This window comes from Paraburkholderia sp. BR14312 (assembly GCF_040948675.1).
In the GTDB taxonomy this organism is placed as follows: Bacteria; Pseudomonadota; Gammaproteobacteria; order Burkholderiales; family Burkholderiaceae; genus Paraburkholderia; species Paraburkholderia nodosa_A.
The window spans coordinates 16,800-35,746 of record NZ_JBFPKI010000012.1; the positions used below are offsets into that span (position 1 = coordinate 16,800).

At 64.2% G+C, this 18,947-nt stretch carries 18 protein-coding genes; 11 read left to right on the top strand and 7 right to left on the bottom strand.

The window, feature by feature from the left end:
* Positions 1–141: 141 nt before the first annotated feature.
* Positions 142–2,421 carry an ATP-binding protein gene (locus AB3X98_RS29750; RefSeq protein ID WP_342946840.1) on the top strand — a complete coding sequence of 760 codons (2,280 nt, stop codon included), beginning with the start codon at positions 142–144 and terminating at the stop codon, positions 2,419–2,421.
* 165 nt (positions 2,422–2,586) lie between these two features.
* The gene (locus AB3X98_RS29755; RefSeq protein ID WP_342946841.1) at positions 2,587–3,306 is read left to right on the top strand and encodes a hypothetical protein; all 720 of its coding nucleotides are present in this window, start codon (positions 2,587–2,589) and stop codon (positions 3,304–3,306) included.
* Between the two features lie 40 nt (positions 3,307–3,346).
* On the opposite strand, the gene AB3X98_RS29760 is transcribed toward AB3X98_RS29755, so the two are convergent.
* The gene (locus AB3X98_RS29760) at positions 3,347–3,901 is read right to left on the bottom strand and encodes an NADPH-dependent FMN reductase (RefSeq protein ID WP_368606519.1); all 555 of its coding nucleotides are present in this window, start codon (positions 3,899–3,901) and stop codon (positions 3,347–3,349) included.
* 362 nt (positions 3,902–4,263) lie between these two features.
* Positions 4,264–4,617 (bottom strand): arsenate reductase (glutaredoxin), encoded by a 354-nt coding sequence (gene arsC / locus AB3X98_RS29765; RefSeq protein WP_368606520.1) that lies wholly within the window; start codon positions 4,615–4,617, stop codon positions 4,264–4,266.
* A gap of 490 nt (positions 4,618–5,107) precedes the next feature.
* On the opposite strand from arsC, the gene parA reads away from it, so the two are divergent.
* Both parA and AB3X98_RS29775 read left to right on the top strand, forming a co-directional pair.
* Positions 5,108–5,770, top strand: a complete 663-nt coding sequence (parA, locus tag AB3X98_RS29770) for a ParA family partition ATPase (protein WP_042271984.1) — start codon at positions 5,108–5,110, stop codon at positions 5,768–5,770.
* Between the two features lie 24 nt (positions 5,771–5,794).
* A complete protein-coding gene (locus tag AB3X98_RS29775) occupies positions 5,795–6,874 on the top strand; it encodes a ParB/RepB/Spo0J family partition protein (protein WP_069261551.1) in 1,080 nt (359 codons plus the stop codon).
* Between the two features lie 137 nt (positions 6,875–7,011).
* On the opposite strand, the gene AB3X98_RS29780 is transcribed toward AB3X98_RS29775, so the two are convergent.
* Positions 7,012–8,370: a replication initiation protein gene (locus tag AB3X98_RS29780; protein WP_069261550.1), complete on the bottom strand. Its 1,359-nt coding sequence runs from the start codon at positions 8,368–8,370 to the stop codon at positions 7,012–7,014.
* A 41-nt stretch (positions 8,371–8,411) separates the two neighbouring features.
* On the opposite strand from AB3X98_RS29780, the gene AB3X98_RS29785 reads away from it, so the two are divergent.
* The 3 genes from AB3X98_RS29785 to AB3X98_RS29795 all read left to right on the top strand — a co-directional run bounded on the left by AB3X98_RS29785 (position 8,412) and on the right by AB3X98_RS29795 (position 11,448).
* A complete protein-coding gene (locus AB3X98_RS29785; protein ID WP_368606521.1) occupies positions 8,412–8,696 on the top strand; it encodes a hypothetical protein in 285 nt (94 codons plus the stop codon).
* 77 nt (positions 8,697–8,773) lie between these two features.
* Positions 8,774–9,187, top strand: coding sequence for a hypothetical protein (locus tag AB3X98_RS29790; RefSeq protein WP_368610361.1), 414 nt, complete (start codon positions 8,774–8,776; stop codon positions 9,185–9,187).
* Between the two features lie 1,058 nt (positions 9,188–10,245).
* A complete protein-coding gene (locus tag AB3X98_RS29795; protein WP_069261549.1) occupies positions 10,246–11,448 on the top strand; it encodes a DNA-binding protein in 1,203 nt (400 codons plus the stop codon).
* A gap of 65 nt (positions 11,449–11,513) precedes the next feature.
* Here AB3X98_RS29795 and AB3X98_RS29800 read toward each other — a convergent pair whose 3' ends face one another.
* The 3 genes from AB3X98_RS29800 to AB3X98_RS29810 form a co-directional block, all read right to left on the bottom strand.
* Complete coding sequence (locus AB3X98_RS29800; protein WP_368606523.1) at positions 11,514–12,506, bottom strand: tyrosine-type recombinase/integrase; 993 nt, start codon at positions 12,504–12,506, stop codon at positions 11,514–11,516.
* Between the two features lie 53 nt (positions 12,507–12,559).
* Positions 12,560–12,967: a DUF2471 family protein gene (locus AB3X98_RS29805; protein ID WP_069261548.1), complete on the bottom strand. Its 408-nt coding sequence runs from the start codon at positions 12,965–12,967 to the stop codon at positions 12,560–12,562.
* Positions 12,968–13,065: 98 nt separating this feature from the next.
* Positions 13,066–13,626, bottom strand: coding sequence for a helix-turn-helix domain-containing protein (locus tag AB3X98_RS29810; protein ID WP_368606541.1), 561 nt, complete (start codon positions 13,624–13,626; stop codon positions 13,066–13,068).
* A gap of 256 nt (positions 13,627–13,882) precedes the next feature.
* Here AB3X98_RS29810 and AB3X98_RS29815 point away from each other — a divergent pair, with 256 nt between their 5' ends.
* Both AB3X98_RS29815 and tdh read left to right on the top strand, forming a co-directional pair.
* Positions 13,883–15,082: a glycine C-acetyltransferase gene (locus tag AB3X98_RS29815; protein ID WP_069261546.1), complete on the top strand. Its 1,200-nt coding sequence runs from the start codon at positions 13,883–13,885 to the stop codon at positions 15,080–15,082.
* Between the two features lie 17 nt (positions 15,083–15,099).
* Positions 15,100–16,131: an L-threonine 3-dehydrogenase gene (gene tdh / locus AB3X98_RS29820; RefSeq protein ID WP_368606524.1), complete on the top strand. Its 1,032-nt coding sequence runs from the start codon at positions 15,100–15,102 to the stop codon at positions 16,129–16,131.
* Positions 16,132–16,155: 24 nt separating this feature from the next.
* Here tdh and AB3X98_RS29825 read toward each other — a convergent pair whose 3' ends face one another.
* The gene (locus AB3X98_RS29825; protein ID WP_368606542.1) at positions 16,156–16,770 is read right to left on the bottom strand and encodes a YceI family protein; all 615 of its coding nucleotides are present in this window, start codon (positions 16,768–16,770) and stop codon (positions 16,156–16,158) included.
* 264 nt (positions 16,771–17,034) lie between these two features.
* Between AB3X98_RS29825 and AB3X98_RS29830 the strand changes: the two genes are divergently transcribed.
* Together AB3X98_RS29830 and AB3X98_RS29835 are read left to right on the top strand one after the other, a co-directional pair.
* Positions 17,035–17,880 (top strand): AraC family transcriptional regulator, encoded by an 846-nt coding sequence (locus tag AB3X98_RS29830; RefSeq protein ID WP_368606525.1) that lies wholly within the window; start codon positions 17,035–17,037, stop codon positions 17,878–17,880.
* A 67-nt stretch (positions 17,881–17,947) separates the two neighbouring features.
* Positions 17,948–18,922, top strand: a complete 975-nt coding sequence (locus AB3X98_RS29835) for a DMT family transporter (RefSeq protein WP_368606526.1) — start codon at positions 17,948–17,950, stop codon at positions 18,920–18,922.
* Positions 18,923–18,947: the final 25 nt, after the last annotated feature.

Below are 18,947 nucleotides of genomic sequence, written 5' to 3' on the forward strand. Positions count from 1 at the left end.
CATTCAGCGAGAGAAAACCCCTGGCGGCCTGCCTGACCGACGATGCTTGCGGCGCACGGGGTATGCGCTGGCCGTCGGGGCGTCATCGCGGTCGTTTATCATGTCGACTGCCCCGCCGCCTTTTCCCTGCTTTTCCGTACGATGATTGCTGACCGGCCCGAGCGGCCAGACGAACGCATACCCCAGCCACCCCCTGCCGACGACGCGCCGTTTCCGGCCGCGCCGGGCCACGACTTCACGGTACGCCGGCGCACGCTGCTCGCGCTGCTCGTCGCGGCGATCGTGCTGCCGTGCCTCTACGTCGCCGCCATGGCGTACAACGACTTGCGCGCGCGCGAAGCCGACGCCACCGACACCACGCTGCGCACCGTGCGCGTGGCCGAAGAGCACGCGCTCAAGGTGTTCGACATGAACGAGGCGCTCGATGCTCGCGTAGTCGACCTCGTGCGCGATCTGAACGACGACGGCATCCGCGCCAGCGAGCCGCAGATCCACGAGAAACTCGATGCCATCGGCGGCGGTTATCCGCAAGTGGCTGCGGTGTCGATTTTCGGCACTAACGGCGACCTGCTCGCGAGCAGCCGCTATTCGCCGCCGCCGACCATGTCGATCGCCTCGCGCGACGACTTCGCCGGCATCCGCGACGGCCGCGTGCTCGACCACGTCTCGCGCGTGATGCAGGGCCAGGTGAGCGGCGAGACCGTGTTCAACATGGGCGTGGCGCGCCTCGACGAAGCCGGCGGATTCGCGGGTCTCGTCTCGGTCGCCTTGCGCCCCGGCTATTTCAGCTCGTTCTACCGCGACCTGCTCGGCTCCGGCTCGCCGATGTCGCTCGGCCTCGTGCGCAGCGACGGCACGATCCTCGCCTTCGATCCGCCCCCGCGCGTGGACGGGCCCACGATCACGCCGCACTCGCCGCTGGGCGCCGCGCTCCAGCGCGGCACGGAGTCCGGTGTCGTGCGCATGCATTCCGCGCTGCTCGGCAGCAACGTGATCCTCGCGTTCCGGCGCGTGGGCGCGTACCCCGTCTATGTGACCTGCGCGTATCGCACGCCCGCGATCTGGGCGGCGTGGTACCGGCACCTGAGCGTGCTCATCATCTCGATGTTCGTCCCGTCGATTGCCCTCTGGTGCGTGATCTGGCTGTCGCTGCGGCGTCTCGCCGCCGAAGAGGAGGCGTGGGAGCGCTGGCAGGCCGAAGCCTCGATGCGCCGCTCGATCGAATCCGCCTACCGGCAGTCGCGCAAGATGGAAGCGCTCGGCAACCTCGTGGGCAGCGTCGCGCACGACTTCAACAACCTGCTGATGATCGTCTCGGCCAACGTGCAGATCGCGCGGCGGCGCGGCGCGGCGGGTTTCGAGCGCGAACTCTCGGCGGTCGAGCGCGCGCTCAAGAGCGGCCAGTCGCTCACGCGCCAACTGCTCGGCGTGGCGCGCAAGCAGCCGCTGCGCAACGAGACGATCCACGTCGGGCGCTGGCTGCCGGCGGCCCGCGAACTGCTGCGCGCGTCGCTGGGCGCGAAGGTGTCGCTCATCGTCGAAGTCGACGACGACGTGTGGCCCGTGCTCGTCGATGTGGCCGAATTCGAGCTCGCGCTCATCAATCTCGCGGTGAACGCGCGCGACGCGATGCCCAACGGCGGCCGCTTCACGGTGCGCGCGCGCAACATCAGCTTCCGGCCCGACGAAGGCTTCCCGCTCGACGGCGACTTCGTGCACGTCACCCTCGAAGACACCGGCACCGGCATGCCGCCGGACGTGCTCGCGCGCGCGTTCGAGCCGCTCTACACGACCAAGTCGAAGGGCACGGGCACCGGCCTCGGACTGCCGCAGGTGTTTGCGTTCTGCGAGCGCACCGGCGGACTCGCCGCGATCGACAGTGCGATCGGCGCGGGCACGACGGTGCATCTGTATCTGCCGCGCTCGCTCGCCGAGCCGCCCGCGCCGCGTCCGAGCGAGCCGCGCGAGGAGAGCGCCGAGGTGCAGCATGGGCTGAACGTGCTGCTCGTGGAGGACAACGACGAAGTCGCGGCCGGCACCGAGGCGCTCCTGCAGATGATGGGCCACCGCGTGACCTGCGCGAGCGACGCGGCGAGTGCGCTGGAACGGGTCGAAGCGCCGCCTGCCGAGGGCGAGCCCACGCCGCGCTTCGACCTCGTGCTTTCCGACATCCACATGCCGGGGACGATGAACGGCATCGATCTGGCCGAGGCGCTGCAGGGGCTCGAGCCGGACCTGCCCGTGATCCTCGTGACGGGCTATGCGGAGGAGCTCGAGCGCACGCGCAATGCCGATGTGCGTGTGCTATCGAAGCCCTTCGACATCGCGCTGCTGGAGAAGATGCTCGAGGCGATTCGCGAGGACCGCCAGGCGCGCGCGAAGCGCGAGCACGATGCGACGCTCCCGAGCCCGCGAGCATGACAAGTCGCAGGAACACGCTTCGCGGCACGAGGCTTGCGACAGCCAGCACGACCCGCAGAATCAGGCGGTTAGACGTCGCGCGCAGCATGCGCCAACCGATGCACGAGCAAAGCACAATCGGCGCATGATGTAAGCAGGCGTCGCCATCTGGCGAAGGAGGCTGCCATGAAACAGACCGTGACCGGCGTTTTCCAAACCTACGAGGAAGCACGCCACGCGCAGGACGCGCTGCTGCAGCGCGGCTTCGCGGCGGGCGACATCGACCTGCCGGCGCGCACCGAGGGTGTGCTGGCCGGCATCGAGCGGCTCGTGGGAAGTTTTTTCTCGTCGACGGGCGATGCGCGTCGCACCACCGAGGCCCAGACGGGCATGACGCCGCCGCCGGGCGAAGCGGTGCGCATCGGCGTGCATGTGAGCGACGAGGCGCACGCCAACCTCGCGTACGAGACGCTGCGCGAAGAGCATGCGACGGAAGTCGCGCTACGCGGCACGCCGTGGGCATGGCCCGCGACGGACCGTCCGGTCGCGCGCGAGCACTCGGCGCTCGACGAACTGGGTCTCTCCGAATTCGCCGATGCCATGCGCCGCCGTGCCGCGCAGACCGAAGCCGCGCGCGAACAAGCCTCCGTTGACCCGACCGTCGAACCCACTGTCGAACCGATGCGGCCGACGAGCGAGGCCGAAGCGACCGTGCTCACATCGGCCAGTGCACCGGGCGCTGGTGCGGTGATGGGCGCGCATCATGTGGACGTTCCTGGCGCACCCGAAGCGACGCGACCCGCAGCAGGCGTCGCGCCGCAAATTCCGGACGAATTCCTCGAATACGAGGAAGATACGCCCGAGCACCACAAGGACATGCCGGGGCAGCGCCGAACGTTGCACTGAAGCCCCTCGCGCAAATGCCGCGTGGGTTGCGTTTCAGGCGTCAGCGGCCGAGCTGGCGCTTGACCCAGGCCACGTACGTATCGACGAAGCCCTGCAGGAACTTGCGGGTGTCCTCGTTGACGATCTCGCCTTGCTCGTTAACGCGGCTCGGGTCGTGCTTGATGAACATCTCGGGCTGACCGAGCAGCGGGACGTCGAGATAGGCGAGCACGTTACGCAGATGTTGCTGCGAGAGCGCTGTGCCCGTTGCCCCCACCGACGTGCCGAGCACCGCGCCCGGCTTGCCGCGCCACGAATTCGTGCCCCACGGCCGCGAACCCCAGTCGAGTGCGTTTTTCAACCCGCCCGGAATCGAGCGGTTGTATTCGGGCGTGACGAACAGCAGGGCGTCGACCGCTTCGATCTGTTGCTTGAAGCGGCGCGCCACCTCGGGATAGTCGGCGTCGTAATCCTGGCTGTAGAGCGGCAGCACGCCGATGTCGAGATACTCGAAAGTAAAATCGGCGGGTGCGAGCGAAGTCACCGCGTGTGCGAGTTGCCGGTTGAATGAATCCTTGCGCAGACTGCCGACTACCACTGCGATCTTGTAGGCCATTTCGGTTTCCTCGGAAGCGCGCGCGAAGCGCAATGGAAGGAAACGTCATCATAGACGTATGCGCCTTCCGGCGATGCGCAGACGCTCGCTCGGGTCAGCCCGATATCGGGATCGGCGAGGCGTTGTGGATAACCGTGGGTAACGCGAATTTATCCACAGATTTTGGGCATAAGCTTGTGGACAACTTGCGCGAAGAGCCGATGAACACGGGCCTCGCGTCGGATTCGTCTGCAGGTTAGCAAAGATGCAATTTCCATGCGTGCATGGCAGGGATTGCACCTCGTCCATGCACGCGGGCGCTCGCGCTCGCGATTCGCTCGCTTTTGGCGCGTGAGTACCCCAACGCATGCATCCCGGCGATGTCAGCCAAACAGTGCGGCAATGTTTTCGGTCGGGCGCCCGATCACGGCGCGGCCATTGCGCACGACGATGGGTCGCTGCAGCAGAATCGGATGCCGCACAATTGCTTCGTAGAGCTGATCATCTGTAACGCCAGGCGCATCGAGGCCGAGTTCTGCGTACTCGGTTTCGCCGGTGCGAATCATGTCGAGTAGCGGGCAGCCCAGCATCGCGTGCAGCGCTTTGAGTCGGTCGACGGTGAGCGGTTGTGTCAGGTATTCAATCACCTCGACTGACTCGTTTGCCGTTGCAGTGGATACCAGTTCATAAGCCGCGCGGGACTTGGAGCAGCGGGGGTTGTGGTAGATCGTGATCATGACGTCGCAATTGCGAGAGAAGAGTGGTGGTGGGTGAGCCTCGGTGAGACTGGGGCCTCGCTGCGATTTTACCGGGGGCGCGCTGGCACGCGTAGGCCGCTTCTGCGGACCATTCCTGACTCTTGGTGCCGAGGTTTGCTGCCATGGGGGCGTCATGTGGATTCGCGGTGAGATTTTCCGGTCGCGCTTTGTGTGCGACGGGGAAGCGATGGAGTGAGGCGCGGACTTTATGCGCATAAAGCCGTGAGTTGCGCCGATGTCATCGTCCGGTGTGCCCGTTAGCAGATCGACGCCATGCATCGAAGGCATTGCCGAGGCAGATTTCAGTGCCGCGCGCAAACGCTAGCGGCGTTCCCACGCCCCTGTGCGAGCTTTATGCGCATAAACCTTGTCCGAATGGCTAATTCGACTGCAAATTACGCCAAAAATCATTGAACTGAAAAACATTCCAGGTAAAATCCTAAGCTAATAGCAAAAAGGAGAATACCAATTGGCAGCAGAGATAATCGCAGTCACGCAGCAAAAGGGCGGGGTCGGCAAAAGCACGATCGCGATGCATCTCGGCGCGGCCTTTCACGAAAAGGGGAAGCGGGTTCTCGTCGTGGATGCCGACGGCCAAAACACGCTGGTCCATTGGGCCAGTGCGTCAGCCGATGGTGACACCGGCATCCCGTTCCCGGTCGTCAATCTTTCCGAAGCCGGTGGCCAGATCCATCGGGAGATCAAGAAGTTCGTCAACGACTACGACGTGATCGTCGTGGACTGCCCGCCGTCGATCACGGAAAAGGTCTCGGGTGTGGTGTTGCTCGCTGCGACCGTCGCCGTCATTCCGACTTCGTCTTCTCCGGCCGACTACTGGTCGAGTGTTGGTCTCGTGAAGCTCATCCAGCAGGCTCAGGTCATGAACGAAGATCTGCGCGCGGTATTTCTGCTGAACAAGACCGAGGAGAAGCGCATGCTCACCCGCGAGCTGAAGCGCGCCCTCGAAGAGCTTGGTTTCCCTCTGCTCAGAACGCAGATTCCCACACGTGAGGCGTACAAGCAGGCGATGGCCTTGGGCCAGACCGTTCTGCAAATGAACGATCGCGGCGCTCGCCTCGCCGCGGTGGAAGTGCGCGCATGCGCCGACGAGATCGCGGCCATGCTCCCCTGACTTTATGCGCATAAAGGACCCTGAATGAAACCCTCCCAATTCGCCAAAGGCTTTCAGGCTCGTCCGGATACGACGAGCAGCGAGAAGCGCACTGCGCTCGACCGTCTCAACGCCATCGACGGCCTCGTCCAGGACAAGCCAAAAACGCGCGAAGTTGCTGGGCGCTCGAGTCAGCCTGCGCTTGTGACCGGCCTTGAACCTGCCGTCGAGCCGATTCTCGACGATGCGCCTGGCCTCGAAAATGAATCGGTCGAATACCGCACCTGGCGCATCGCTCAAGGCTACCGTCCGGGGCAGATCATCGAGTTGCCGCTCAAGGACATCAAGCCGAGCCCCTTCAATCCGCGTCACTTCTATCTGAAGGCATCGATCGCTGAACTCGCTGTCAATCTTGCGAAGCAAGGGCAACAGCAGGCGATCCATGTCATTCCCGACTATGCGGCGCCGGGCAGCTACTACGTGAGCGATGGCGGCCGTCGCGTGCGGGCACTGAAAGAAGCGAACAAGGAAGTCGTCAAGGCAATCGTCGTCGACCTGCCGATCGGCATTCAGAGCTACAAACTCGGTTACGACCTGAACGTCCAGCGCGATTCGCAGACCGTTTTCGATAACGCGGTGGTGTGGAAGCGATTCATCGACGAAAAGCATTTTCTGAGTCAACGTGAACTTGCCGACCACCTCGGCCTCGACGAATCGACGGTGGCGGTTGCGCTATCGATCGGCAAGTTGCCGGAATCGGTCATGCAGGAAATGGTGGCACGCCCGGACCGCTTCGGCTCGAACATGGCCTATCAGGTCGGGCGCTATCACGGCGCGCGCGGCACCGATGCCACGCTGCGTCTCATCAACCGCATCGTGGCCGACGACCTCAGCACGCGTCAGGTAGCGGATATCGTGAAAGGCCGGGCGAGCGCGCAGGAAAGCCCGAAACCGGCTGGGCGGCAACGCTACGCACAACGGCTGGAGATCAAGCTGGACGGTGTCGCCGTCGGCGACTTGAAGTCTTATGGCGACGACCGGCTCGAGTTGCGCCTGAAGGGACTCACCAAAGATCGACGGGACGCGATTCTTCAGCAGATCGAACAGATCCTGAAAACGAAATAACCTTGGAAAATGTGTCGACGGCTGCCACGCACTGGCGGACCGTCGACGATTGAGGCACGATCGTTTCATGCCTCACAATCGCCCGAACGGTCACACCCTCACCGCCCCGCATTGCACGGGCCGGCCATAACTGATGCTCAGGCAGCGCGCGTTTGGCTCAGCGTGAACGCGAGCAGATCGCCGTCGGTCGGTTCGCCCCAGGTCTTGCGCGCGAGCCAGTCGAAGAACGCCGTATCGGCCAGTTTCGATTCCAGCCCGCGACGACGCCAGTCGTCGCGCAAATGCGATCCCAGTCCCGGCAGTTCATCCGTCTCAAACGACTGACGCGCCAGTTCGCGCTCCATGTCGCCCTGCTCTTCATAGAGCGAGCGCGCTTCCTTGCGCCGATACGCCGCGTATTCATCGAGCAGCCGCGCCTTCGGATCGTCGGCTGAGACCGCTGCCGCCGCACCGCGGCCAACGGCCGGTGTGGCGCCTGCCGCGGTCTCGACCGGCGGCGCATAGCCCTTCTTCAACGCGTCCTTGAACAGCGCCGCGGCGCTGCGCACCGGCGGCAAGCTCGTACTGCGCATGCGCTGTTCGGTCAGCTGCAACGCTGCGCGAATGCGGTTTTCCTCGCTGTCGGCGTAAAGCGACTGCGCTTCCTTGAGCGGAATTCCGATCTTGACCATGCGGTCGACGAGCGTGCTGTCGAATACATTCGGATGCTCGTCGAGCGCGAGCATCGGCTGTTTGCGCTCGGTCACGCGAAACTGGATCTCGGCGACACGGCGCCCTTCGCGATGCTCGATCAACTCGACGAAGATGTTCGTCACCGCGTTGACTTCGGCAATTGCGGGCCGCAGATAATCGCGCTTGAAATACTTGTACTCGCGTTTGGCTTCGTCGCCGGCTTCGGTGTCCGGGGTACCGGAAAGGATTGGGCGCCACCACTCCCAGGTCTCGCGCATCGTCAGATGGCTGGGGTTGGTCAGATAGCGCACGCAGATCTCGTAGAGCGCCAGCCCCGCGCTGCTGCGCAACTGACTCTGGAACTGCAGGCTCAGGCGGGCGTACTGGACCGGATCCAGCAGCTTCTTTTTGATCTTCGGCGCGAACGAGAACTCCACCCAGACGCGACGAGTTTGCGGATCCTCGAGAATTTCCGCGTCCGCAATCAGCGTGGAGATGCCCCACTTGCGGCCGGGCTTCTGGCTCGACGTGCCCTGGCTCCATTCGACCTGCACCGACACCATGCGGCGCAGGTGCTCCTTTACGAGCGCCGTATCGTTCGAATCGAACGCCGAGTTGGCGACGATGTCGGACAGTAGCGCACGGTAGGTATCGCCAGACTCGTCGGCCTGCTGGGCGACGGCCAACAGGACATTGAACAGCTTGCGGGTCAGCAGGGTGATCTTGCCGCTCTTCGGCTGGATCGCGATCGCCTCGACGGCCTTGCGCAATTCCGCCGAGCTGGGGCTTACCACATCGGTCTTTTTCACGCGCTTCGTGGCCATGCGTCGGGTCGAGAAGAGAATTTCGCGAAAGGATACCGTCTGTGGTGATAGGCGTCTATAGGGCCTCCCTCACCATTGCCGGTGATGCGCATCTCGCGCGCGCCGCTCACCGCGGCACCCTCCCGTATCGCCTCACCTTTGGTCAGACGCCCATCCAGTGGGGCGCTTTGCGTCATGCACGCTCCGGCCGGATCCCGCATTTCTGCCTGAGTACCAAAGGTCGCCATCGGCTCCCGTATTCGCTCACCTTAAATATTTTCGTGCTGACGGTGAAAAAAAGTCCGTCGACGTCGCGAAATCCTGGCGACCAACCGGTTGCCGGCTAAAAAATCCACAACGGTGCGATCGCACTGCACCAAAGCATGGCCCGCCGCACGGACAAAACGATCGGAAAGTCCCACTTGTGGCGGCAAAAGCTGTCCGACACGGCGATCGAAGCGCCAAATCATCAGCGCGTTACGAGGGAGTGCCCCAGATATCCCGAAAATCCTCACCTGTCGTCGTGCAGGCCAAAGTTATTGGCGCGCTCCCGAAAGCCGACGCTGCGGCTGTTACGCCGGAATTGCTCCCGAAAAACCTCACCTTTTGCATCCGGTCCGGTTGCGCTGCACCTTCGTGGCGCCTCCCGGAAATCCTCACCGCTCATTGCGCCGAAAAGAAAAAATCAATGGATTCCGTAACTTATCCACATGTGCGGCAGGCAGGGGAAGGCGATATCGGCTCCCGCATTCCCTCACCTCAGATCGAGACACGAGATTCAGGCATATGCGAGTTTGCCGAGAAAAACCTCCTGAATATTCTCACCCATACCGGATGACAACCGGGAGTAACACCCTCCGCGAGCCCGTATTCTCGGCGTCTGCAGCGCAGTGAACGCCAACTTTCTCCCGAAACTGCTCACCTTCGGCAGGAAATATGCCAAAAAATGCTCCCGAAAAACCTCACCTTAGCTAAAGAGCGTCGGCGGATCCTGAGACTTTCGCGGCACTGCGGCAATCTCCCGAAAATCCTCACCCTATGTCGCGTAAAGTCTTCGGGAACGTCCTTCGCGCAGCCGGAAGATCCGTGCGGTTCGATGGCAAGCCCCCGAAAAAGCTCACCTCTGGGCCCCGAAAGTGCCCATTTCGCCCGATTTCGGGCGTTGGCTCCCGAAAAACTTCACCTTCGAACTGCATTTTTTCCCGATCCTTCTCACCGCACGCATTTCAGCCCCTCGATTTAGCCAAAAAATGGCGCCAATCGCCGCTCCCGAATCCCCTCACCGTTGCATTTCCCGTAACATCGGAGCCGGGCCCGGCCGTGCGTGATATGCCCGGCCGTGGCCTCCCGTATCGCCTCACCCTTGCCGGGAAGTCAAGAATCCCCCCGCTCCTGAACCCGCTCACGTCCTCTCCTGCAGTGGCTCACCGGCGTTCCCGAAGCCCGCCACCGAACTGTCCCGCAGGCGCTCACCCAAGGTCCCGTAAAGCTTCACCTGATCGGCCGGAAACCCCCGCCAGGCAAGGATTTGCCGTGGCGTTAACGTTTTTAACCGGTATCAAGGGTGTTTACTTTTATATCTCTCAAGCAAGAATCCTCCCGCGAGCTACTCGAGATATCCACATTCCTAACCCACCACCGCGCCACCTCCCCGAGGCGGCTCGCGTGAAACAACGGATCGCAGTAGAATCAGGTGAGAAATTCACGCGTTTACAAGGGCTTATGAAACAAAGTTCGATTTGTTTCACGGAAAACCCGCGCTGATCTCTTCTCGTGACGAGATAGATGGCCCCTTGACGGCCATCACCCTACCGCTGGCAAGCTCAGGACTCAAAAACGTAGCAAATAGAACGTAATTTGTTATTATTCGTCCACTCCACTGCCGAGAAGACGAATATGCGAGACCAGGACCGACAGGCAATCCGCGAAGAAATCGAGGATTTGCGAAAAAACGGAGCACGCAGGCAGGAACTGTCCTTACACGCCTGCAAACGCTTGTTCTTCGATTTCGAGATCAAGCCCTCGATGGCTGCCGTCCGCGAGCTGACCCAAACCGGAAGCGCCAGCGACATCCCCAAGGATATAGAGCTTTTCTGGCAGCGCATTCGCGCGACCTCCAAAGTGCGTGTCGGCGCCGGGGCAATTCCGCCCGCACTGGAAGAGCGCGCCGGCGAGCTGCTGGGCGCGCTTTTCGAGGAAGCGCTCGCGCTCGCGGGCGAAGCCCTGCAGGCGGAACGTACGGAATTCGAAGCCGGCCGCCTCGATGCCGAGCAGGCGACCCGGGAGGCCGAGGCCCGTCGTTCAGCCGCCGATGAGATGCTGCAGCGCAGCGAAGCGCGCGTGGAAGCGGCCTATGAGCGGGTGCGCGAACTCGAAAGCCAGCTCGCCGCGGCGTCCGCGCAGGGCGTCGCAGCGCATGGCAATCGGGAAGTGCTGGTACAGCGTCTGGAGATGGAAAACGACGCCCTGCGCAAGCGGATCGAGGCGGAGCAGACCACCAACGCGGGGCTGCGCGACCGCATCGACGGCTTGCACGAGGAAATGCGCAAGAGCACCGAGCACTACGCGCAGCAGATCAAGGACGCGCTCGCCGAGGCCGAACGGCGCGTGAAGCCCATGCTGGTCGAACTCGATTCGCTGCGCACCATGTCGTCGACGTGGCAGGCGGCCCAGCGCGATGCCAGCAAGAAGGAATTCGATTTCATCCAGCAGTTGGCGACGGCGAAGGCCCGCGCCGACCGGCTCGACGCCGTGCTGCGCGAACGGTCCGACGAAGTGGACGTGCTTACCCGGCAGGTCACGGCATTACGCGGGCAGCAGGGACTCGATACCTCGGTCGCGTCGTTGCTGTGTTCACTGGCTGCCGCGGGCCGGCTGGGCGCAGCCGAACTGGCGAGTCTCGGCACCGTAGTCGACGGTCAAGTCGCCTTGCCGGCGCGTTGTCCTAACTGTCACGAAGGGGAACCGGAGTTGTCCGAAGTGGACGATGGTTTCGAATTCACTTGCCCGGAGTGCGAGCACACCTCGGGCACGGGCGCGACGAAGCTTGCGGCGTACGCGCGCTTCATGGCCGGCAAGCATTCACACGAACAGGCTTGACGTGAGCTTTTACGGGAGGCGCGCACACGCCTCTCAAACGTTCAATCGCCGGCCGACGCGACGTTTCATGCCTCGTCGTTTTGCGCCGATACGTGCTGCGACGCCTCGCGTTCCGCCCACGTCTTCCATGCACGATGGAGCCTCCCCGCAGAGATCGGCTGCAGAAAGCCGAGCCACTGTCCTACCTGATCGATATCCGCGCCGCGCTCGAACAGGTCTGCCGCGAACGTGTTACGCAAGGTCTGCGGACTCGCGCGTTCGGCGCGCGTTTTCGCCACGCCCGCCGCGTCCATCAATGCGTCGATGGCGCGCAGCACTGTGGCCTTGTGCATGGGGCGCCCTGAGGGCGAACCCGGAAACACCAGCTGCCCGGGCAGTCCGGCCAGGCGGCGCGCTTCGAGCCAGGCGCCGAGCACGTCGACGGCAAATGGCGTCAGTCGCGTGACGCGCGTAAACGCCGGATTGGCGGCTTCAATCGTGACCCACTCCGAGCCGATCGCCACACAATCGAGCGTGAGCGCGATGGCGTCTCCCGTTTTCAATCCGCCGCCCAGGAAGATGGCGACGAGCGCACGGTCGCGGCGCTCGCGCCATCGTTTCGCAGCCGATGGCTCGACGAGCGGCGAGAACAATTGGCCGATGATCGCGGCGCGCTCGGCGGGCGTCAGGAAGCCGGTTGGCTCGTTTTCGCGCGCGTTGCGCCATGCGGCTTCGCCGTCCTGGGCGATGAAGCGCGCCGGATTCGTGGAGGCGAGTTCGATTTCGCGCACGTGATCGAGCACGCGCTCGATGAGCCGCAGGTAGCGAAGCCGCTGCGGTTTTTTTATATCGAGGCTAGCGACGAATTCGGCGATCGTGCCCGTATCGACGGTCATGATCGTCTTGCGCTTGAGCGCGAGCCATTCGAGGAAGCGCCCCCATTGCACGCGATAGACCTCGGCGGACGAACGGCGCAAGTCCTGCGAGGCGAGCCAGGCGTCGAACGCTGCGACGGGGTCGCGCTGCCAGTCCTGGCGTTGCTGGTCGAAGAGGTCGCGTGAGGAAGTCGAAGACGCCATCTCTATCATTCCGTTAGTTGCGTTACACGAACATTATAGCGATAGCTCGATGATCAGCCACCCCAAGCCCTCGCACGCCGTACCGCGTCGTGGCGTCTTGCCTGCCGGCGGGACTCTTCCGCGCCTTGTGCGGCGCGTTCGTAGGCCGACACCGCGAATGCAAATACCGCCGGCAACGCGTTGGAGTGTCCGAAGTCGACGGCCTCGTCGGTTTCTGGCCAGGCGAGGTCGCCCGGCCGCTGAAAGAGGCCAAGCATCAAGGCGTCGTGGCGGCTGGCAAAGCCGAGATCCGCGAGGGCTTCGGCCTCGATGGCATGCAGCAGGCGCCACGTTAGCGGCACCTGCCGCGCGATATAACGCTGCGCGATGTTGCGAACGATGTGTTCGAGGTCGCGTGCGGCGGCCTGAAAGCGCAAGGCCGCCAGAGCGGGCTCACGCGGTAGTTCGGTTGGGAGGGACATCGACGGCTCCAGTCGGACTTTCACTGTATAAATATACAGTAGTCGGACCGATCGCGCAGCCTCGTCCGTTCGGTCAGCGCCAGCCGTGGGGCGGGCCGTCAGCCGTGAATCACCACCAGCAGCGCGCGTGCTTCACCCTTGCCGGCGTTGCGGATCGCATGCGCCTGATCGGCAATGTAGCGCGCCGTGTCCGCGGCCTTCAGACGCTGCGTCGCGCCGGCCGCCTCCACCTCGATGCTTCCCTGCAGCACAGTGAGATGCTCGCGCGTGCCGGGTTCGTGCGCGGCCGAAACCAGCGCCCCGCCGGGCTTGAGCGTTAGCTCATACCATTCGAAGTGGCCGGCCAGCTCAATGGGTCCCCACACGCGCAACTGGTAACCCGCGTCGTGGCCGTGCAGCGTTGGGATGTCGTGCGGCCCGGCCACCGCGATCGCCTCGGGCGCCTTCGGGGCGGCGAACAGCGAATCGAGTTTGACGCCCAGCGCGTTCGTGAGCCGCCATGCCACGGCAATGGTCGGGTTCGCCTTGTCGCGCTCGATTTCCGATAGCATGGATTTTGAGACGCCCGCGGCGCGCGAGAGGTCGTCGAGCGTCATCTTGCGCTCGGTGCGCAGCCGCTGGATCTGCTCGCCCACGCGCGGCGGCGCGATGGCCGGCATGGCGGAAGCAGGTAGTACGTGAGTTGCGGCCGACGCAGGGGCGTCAGGAACGGCGCCCGCCGGGGCGGATCGCGGTTTGCGGGTGCTTGCCATTCACGGCCTCATCGATTAGAGTGCGTTCGACATATCGAACTCGGGTTCGAAATAAAGGAAATTTTCGCCAGCGGCTGACGGCGACTATAGCAAACTGCAGACAAACCGCAGGCCTGTCGCAGCAAAACTGCGGCAGGCCGCAGCGATGTGAGGAGCACGATTCATGCGTACCCCGTATCTCGACCACTTGCGCGCGACGCTCGACCAGATTCGCGCCGATGGCTTCTACAAGAACGAGCGCGTGATCGCCACGCCGCAGTCGGCCGACATCCGGCTCGCAGACGGCAGCGACGTGCTCAACTTCTGCGCAAACAACTACCTCGGCCTCGCCAACGACGCGCGTCTCATCGCCGCCGCAAAGGACGGGCTCGAGCGCGATGGTTTCGGCATGGCGTCGGTGCGTTTCATCTGCGGCACGCAAAGCGTGCACAAGCAGCTCGAAAGCGCGCTCGCCACGTTTTTGCAAACCGAAGACTGCATTCTCTATTCCAGCTGTTTCGACGCGAACGGCGGTCTCTTCGAAACGCTGCTCGGCGAAGAAGACGCCATCATCAGCGACGAACTCAATCACGCAAGCATCATCGACGGCGTGCGCCTTTCAAAGGCGCGCCGCTATCGCTACAAGAACAACGATCTTTCGGATCTCGAAGCAAAGCTGAAAGAAGCGGACGAAGCCGGCGCGCGCTACAAGCTCATCGCCACCGACGGCGTGTTTTCGATGGACGGCATCATCGCCGACCTCAAGGGCATCTGCGATCTCGCGGACCGCTACGACGCGCTCGTGATGGTCGACGACTCGCACGCGGTCGGCTTCATCGGCGAGCATGGGCGCGGCACGCCGGAGCACTGCGGCGTCCTGCAGCGCGTGGACATCATCACCGGCACACTCGGCAAGGCGCTGGGTGGCGCGTCGGGTGGCTATATCGCGGCGAAGCAGGAAGTCGTCGACTTGCTGCGCCAGCGCTCGCGCCCCTATCTTTTCTCGAACACGCTGACGCCGAGCATCGCGGCCGCCACGCTTGCGGTGCTCGAGTTGATTGAGAGCGACGAAGGCGCACAACTGCGCCGCCAGGTACGCGAGAACGGCGCACAGTTCCGTCGCGAAATGAGCGCGCTCGGCTTCACGCTCGTGCCCGGCGAGCACCCGATCATTCCGGTGATGCTGGGCGACGCCCAGGTCGCCTCGAAAATGGCCGACGCGCTGCTGCACGAGGGCGTCTACGTCATCGGCTTTTCGTATCCCGTCGTGCCCAAGGGCCGCGCGCGCATTCGCACGCAGATGAGCGCCGCGCACACGTCCGCACAGATCGGCCGCGCCGTCGAGGCGTTTGCGCGGGTCGGCAGGCAGCTCGGCGTGATTTGACAAGGATTGCGAATCAAATGAAAGCACTCGCCAAACTCGAACGCGCGCCCGGACTCACGCTCACGCGCGTGAAGAAGCCCGAAGTCGGCCACAACGACGTGATGATCAAGATCCGCAAGACCGCGATCTGTGGCACGGACATCCACATCTGGAAATGGGACGACTGGGCGCAGAAGACCATTCCGGTACCGATGCACGTGGGCCACGAATACGTGGGCGAGATCGTCGAAATGGGCCAGGAGGTGCGCGGCTTCCAGATTGGCGATCGCGTATCGGGCGAAGGGCATATCACCTGCGGCTTTTGCCGCAATTGCCGCGCGGGGCGGCGTCACCTGTGCCGCAACACCACGGGCGTCGGCGTGAACCGCGAAGGCGCGTTCGCCGAATACCTCGTGATTCCGGCCTTCAACGCGTTCAAGATTCCGCCCGAGATCTCCGACGATCTCGCCGCGATCTTCGATCCGTTCGGCAATGCCACGCACACGGCGCTTTCGTTCAACCTCGTGGGCGAGGACGTGCTGATTACGGGCGCGGGGCCGATCGGCATCATGGCGGTGGCGATCGCGAAGCACGTGGGGGCGCGCAACGTCGTCATCACGGACGTCAACGACTACCGGCTCGAGCTTGCGCGCAGGATGGGCGCAACGCGCGCCGTGAACGTTTCGCGCGAGTCGCTGCGCGACGTGATGAACGAACTGCACATGGCCGAAGGCTTCGACGTGGGCCTCGAAATGTCGGGCGTGCCGAGCGCGTTTACGGCGTTGCTCGAGTCGATGAACCACGGCGGCAAGGTGGCGCTGCTCGGCATCCCGCCCGCGCAAACCGCCATCGACTGGAATCAGGTCATCTTCAAGGGGCTGGAAATCAAGGGCATTTACGGCCGCGAGATGTTCGAGACCTGGTACAAGATGGTCGCGATGCTGCAGAGCGGGCTCGATCTCTCGCCCATCATCACGCACCGCTTCGGGGTGGACGACTACGAGAAGGGCTTTGCGGCCATGCTCTCGGGCGAGAGCGGCAAGGTGATTCTCGACTGGACCACGGCCTGAATGCGCATTGATTTGGAGAGGCTGTTACGGCGCTCCGCCCGGCGCCGGCTGTTCGAATTCGGCCTCGATGCGCACGTCGATCTCGTCGCCCACGGCGGGATACCAGCTCGTCAACCCGAACGCCGAGCGCTTGAAATGGCCCGATGCGGTGAAGCCTAACGTAGGCTGCTTGGTGAGCGGATTCGGCGCGTAGCCATTCAAGGTGACGTCGAGCGTCACCGGTTGCGTCACGCCGCGGATCGTGAGATTACCGGTGAGCGTGCCGCGCCCTTCGCCCGTGCGCTCGAAGTGCGTGCTCGTGAAGCGGATCTGCGCATAGCGTGCTACATCGAGCATCTGCGGTCCTTTGACCATGGTGTCGAGCGCACTGACATTGGTGTCGAGGCTCGTGGCGTCGATGGTTGCGTCGACCGCGGCCGCTTCGAGGCCGCCTGCCTGCCAGTCGAGCGTCGCCTGCGCGCGGTCGAAGCGCATGACGAAGCGCGTGTAGTGGAAGTGATCGACGTCGAACACGACGCTCCAGTGATGCGCATCCATCACGTAGTGTCCCGCCGGCACGTCGGCTTCCGTGCGGCTCACGCTGTGCGTGACCACGCGCAGCGGCGTACACGCGGCGAGACTCGCTGCGCACAGCGCCATGCAGAAGGCGCGGCGCGAGCCGCGAACGAGGGGCGCAAGCGATACCAGCGGCCGGTCTTTCATCTCATCTCCCTTTGACTCGTCGACACCCGTAAGGACGTTTGGCGACGTGCGTTTCTTCCATCCGGTTCGCGAAGCATAACGCGACGGGGCCGGATCGCGGCGACCCGCGCAGTTTCTCGTCCAGGTCACGCGCACATTGCGCGCCGCGCGAAACTCGGGTCTCATACGCCGATTGGAGCCCGAACGAGCGGAGAGCCGACTATGCCAGCCACGAACCACGCCGTGCGTTTTCACGCCACGCTCGTGCGCGACGTCGACGCGATGACGGCCGCCACGGCGCGCGCGTTCGGGCGTCACACGCACGACCAGTACGGCATTGGCGTGATCGATCGCGGCGGCCATGTCTCGCTCAGCGATGCGGGCCAGGTCGAGGCCGTGCCGGGCGACCTCATCCTCGTCAATCCGGGCGAGGTGCACGACGGCCGCCCGCTCGACGCCGCCGGGCGCACGTGGCGCATGTTGTATTTCGAGCCGCGCTGGGTCGACGCGCTGCAAGCCGACATCACGCAAGGTGAGGACGCCACTTTTGCGCTCCACGCGCCGGTGATCAGCGAGCCGCGTTTGCGCGCGCTGTTCGATGCGGCTTTCACTCATGTCACCGACCCAGGCCATGACCTCTCGCAGATGGCCTTCGACGCCGCCGCGCTCGAGGTGATCACGCGGCTCGTCGAGGCGCTCGGCCACCGGCGCGTGCTCGCGCAGTGCTCACCGGCGTCGCTCGCGCGCGTGCGCGACATGATCGACACCGACCCGGCCCAACCGTTCTTACTCGCCGAACTCGCGCAGGCGGCGGGGCTGAGCCGCTTCCAGCTCCATCGCGGCTTTTTGCGTGCGTTCGGTGTCGCGCCGCACGGCTACATCCTGCATCGCCGCGTGGCGCTCGCGCGGCGCCTGCTCAAGGCGGGCCATGCCCCGGCGCAGACCGCGCTGGCCGCCGGTTTTTGCGACCAGAGCCACTTGAACCGCGCGTTCGCGCGGCAGTTCGGCGTATCGCCGGGGCGTTACCGGCTTGCGCGCGGCATGAGTCGCACGCGCATCATCCGCTGACGCACAACGATCCAAGACGGCGCGTCGTCGTGAGCCTATACAGGCGTATCACCACGAGGAGCGCTCCATGTCGAACCGATTGCCGTCGCACGAAAACGCGCGGCGCTTGACCCTCTCCCCCCGATCCGTCGCGCAGGCGCAATTGACGGCGGCCATGCTCACCGTGGGCAGCACGGTCATTGCGAGCAAGGCCATCGGCGCCGGGCTCGATCCGCTGCCGGCCACCGCGCTGCGCTTCGGGATGGCGTTGCCGGTCTTTCTGCTGCTCATGCGTCTGACCGGTACGGCGTTTCCGCGTCCCGGCCTGCGCGACGCGCTGTTGCTCGTCTCACAGGCTGCGATCGGCAGCGTCGGGTATACGGTCTTGCTGATCGCGGGCACGCAGCGTACTTCGGCGAGCGATGCCGGCATCATCCTCGGCACGCTACCGGCGGTCTGCGCGTTGACGGCGGCGCTGGTGCTCGGAGAGCGGCTGCGCGCAAGGACGCTCGTTTCGGTGACGATCGCGAGCCTCGGCGTGGCGATGATCACACTCGCGCCCGGCGAGCATCGCGATGGCGCTCGCTCGCTCACGGGCGACGCGATGATCCTTGGCGCCGTCGTGTGCGAAAGCCTGTTCGTCCTGCTGAACAAACGGCTGTCGCAACCGTGGCCGCCCCTTGCGCAGGCGAGCGCGATGACGGGCATCGGCTTCGTCGTAGCGGGCTTGTGCGCGCTGCCCGGCTGGTTTGGCGCGGCTCACACCGTGCAGTTGAACGCCTTGCTCGGCGTGGCGTATTACGCGCTCGTGCCGACGGTGGCCGGATTCTGGCTCTGGTATGCGGGCGCGGCGCGCGTGCCGGGCGGCGAGGCCGCAGTCTTTACCGCGGTGGCGCCGGTGTCGAGCGTGGCGCTGGCCACGGTGCTGCTCGGCGAGCCGCTTACGCTCACGCGCGTGCTCGGCCTCACGCTGGTCGTGGTCGCCGTGTTCGCGGTCTCAGGACGCGGGCTGTGGGATCGCGTTAGGGCGCAGCGCAGCGCACGCGACAGCAAAGTGTCTTGACTTGGGAGAATGATCGTTCTACATT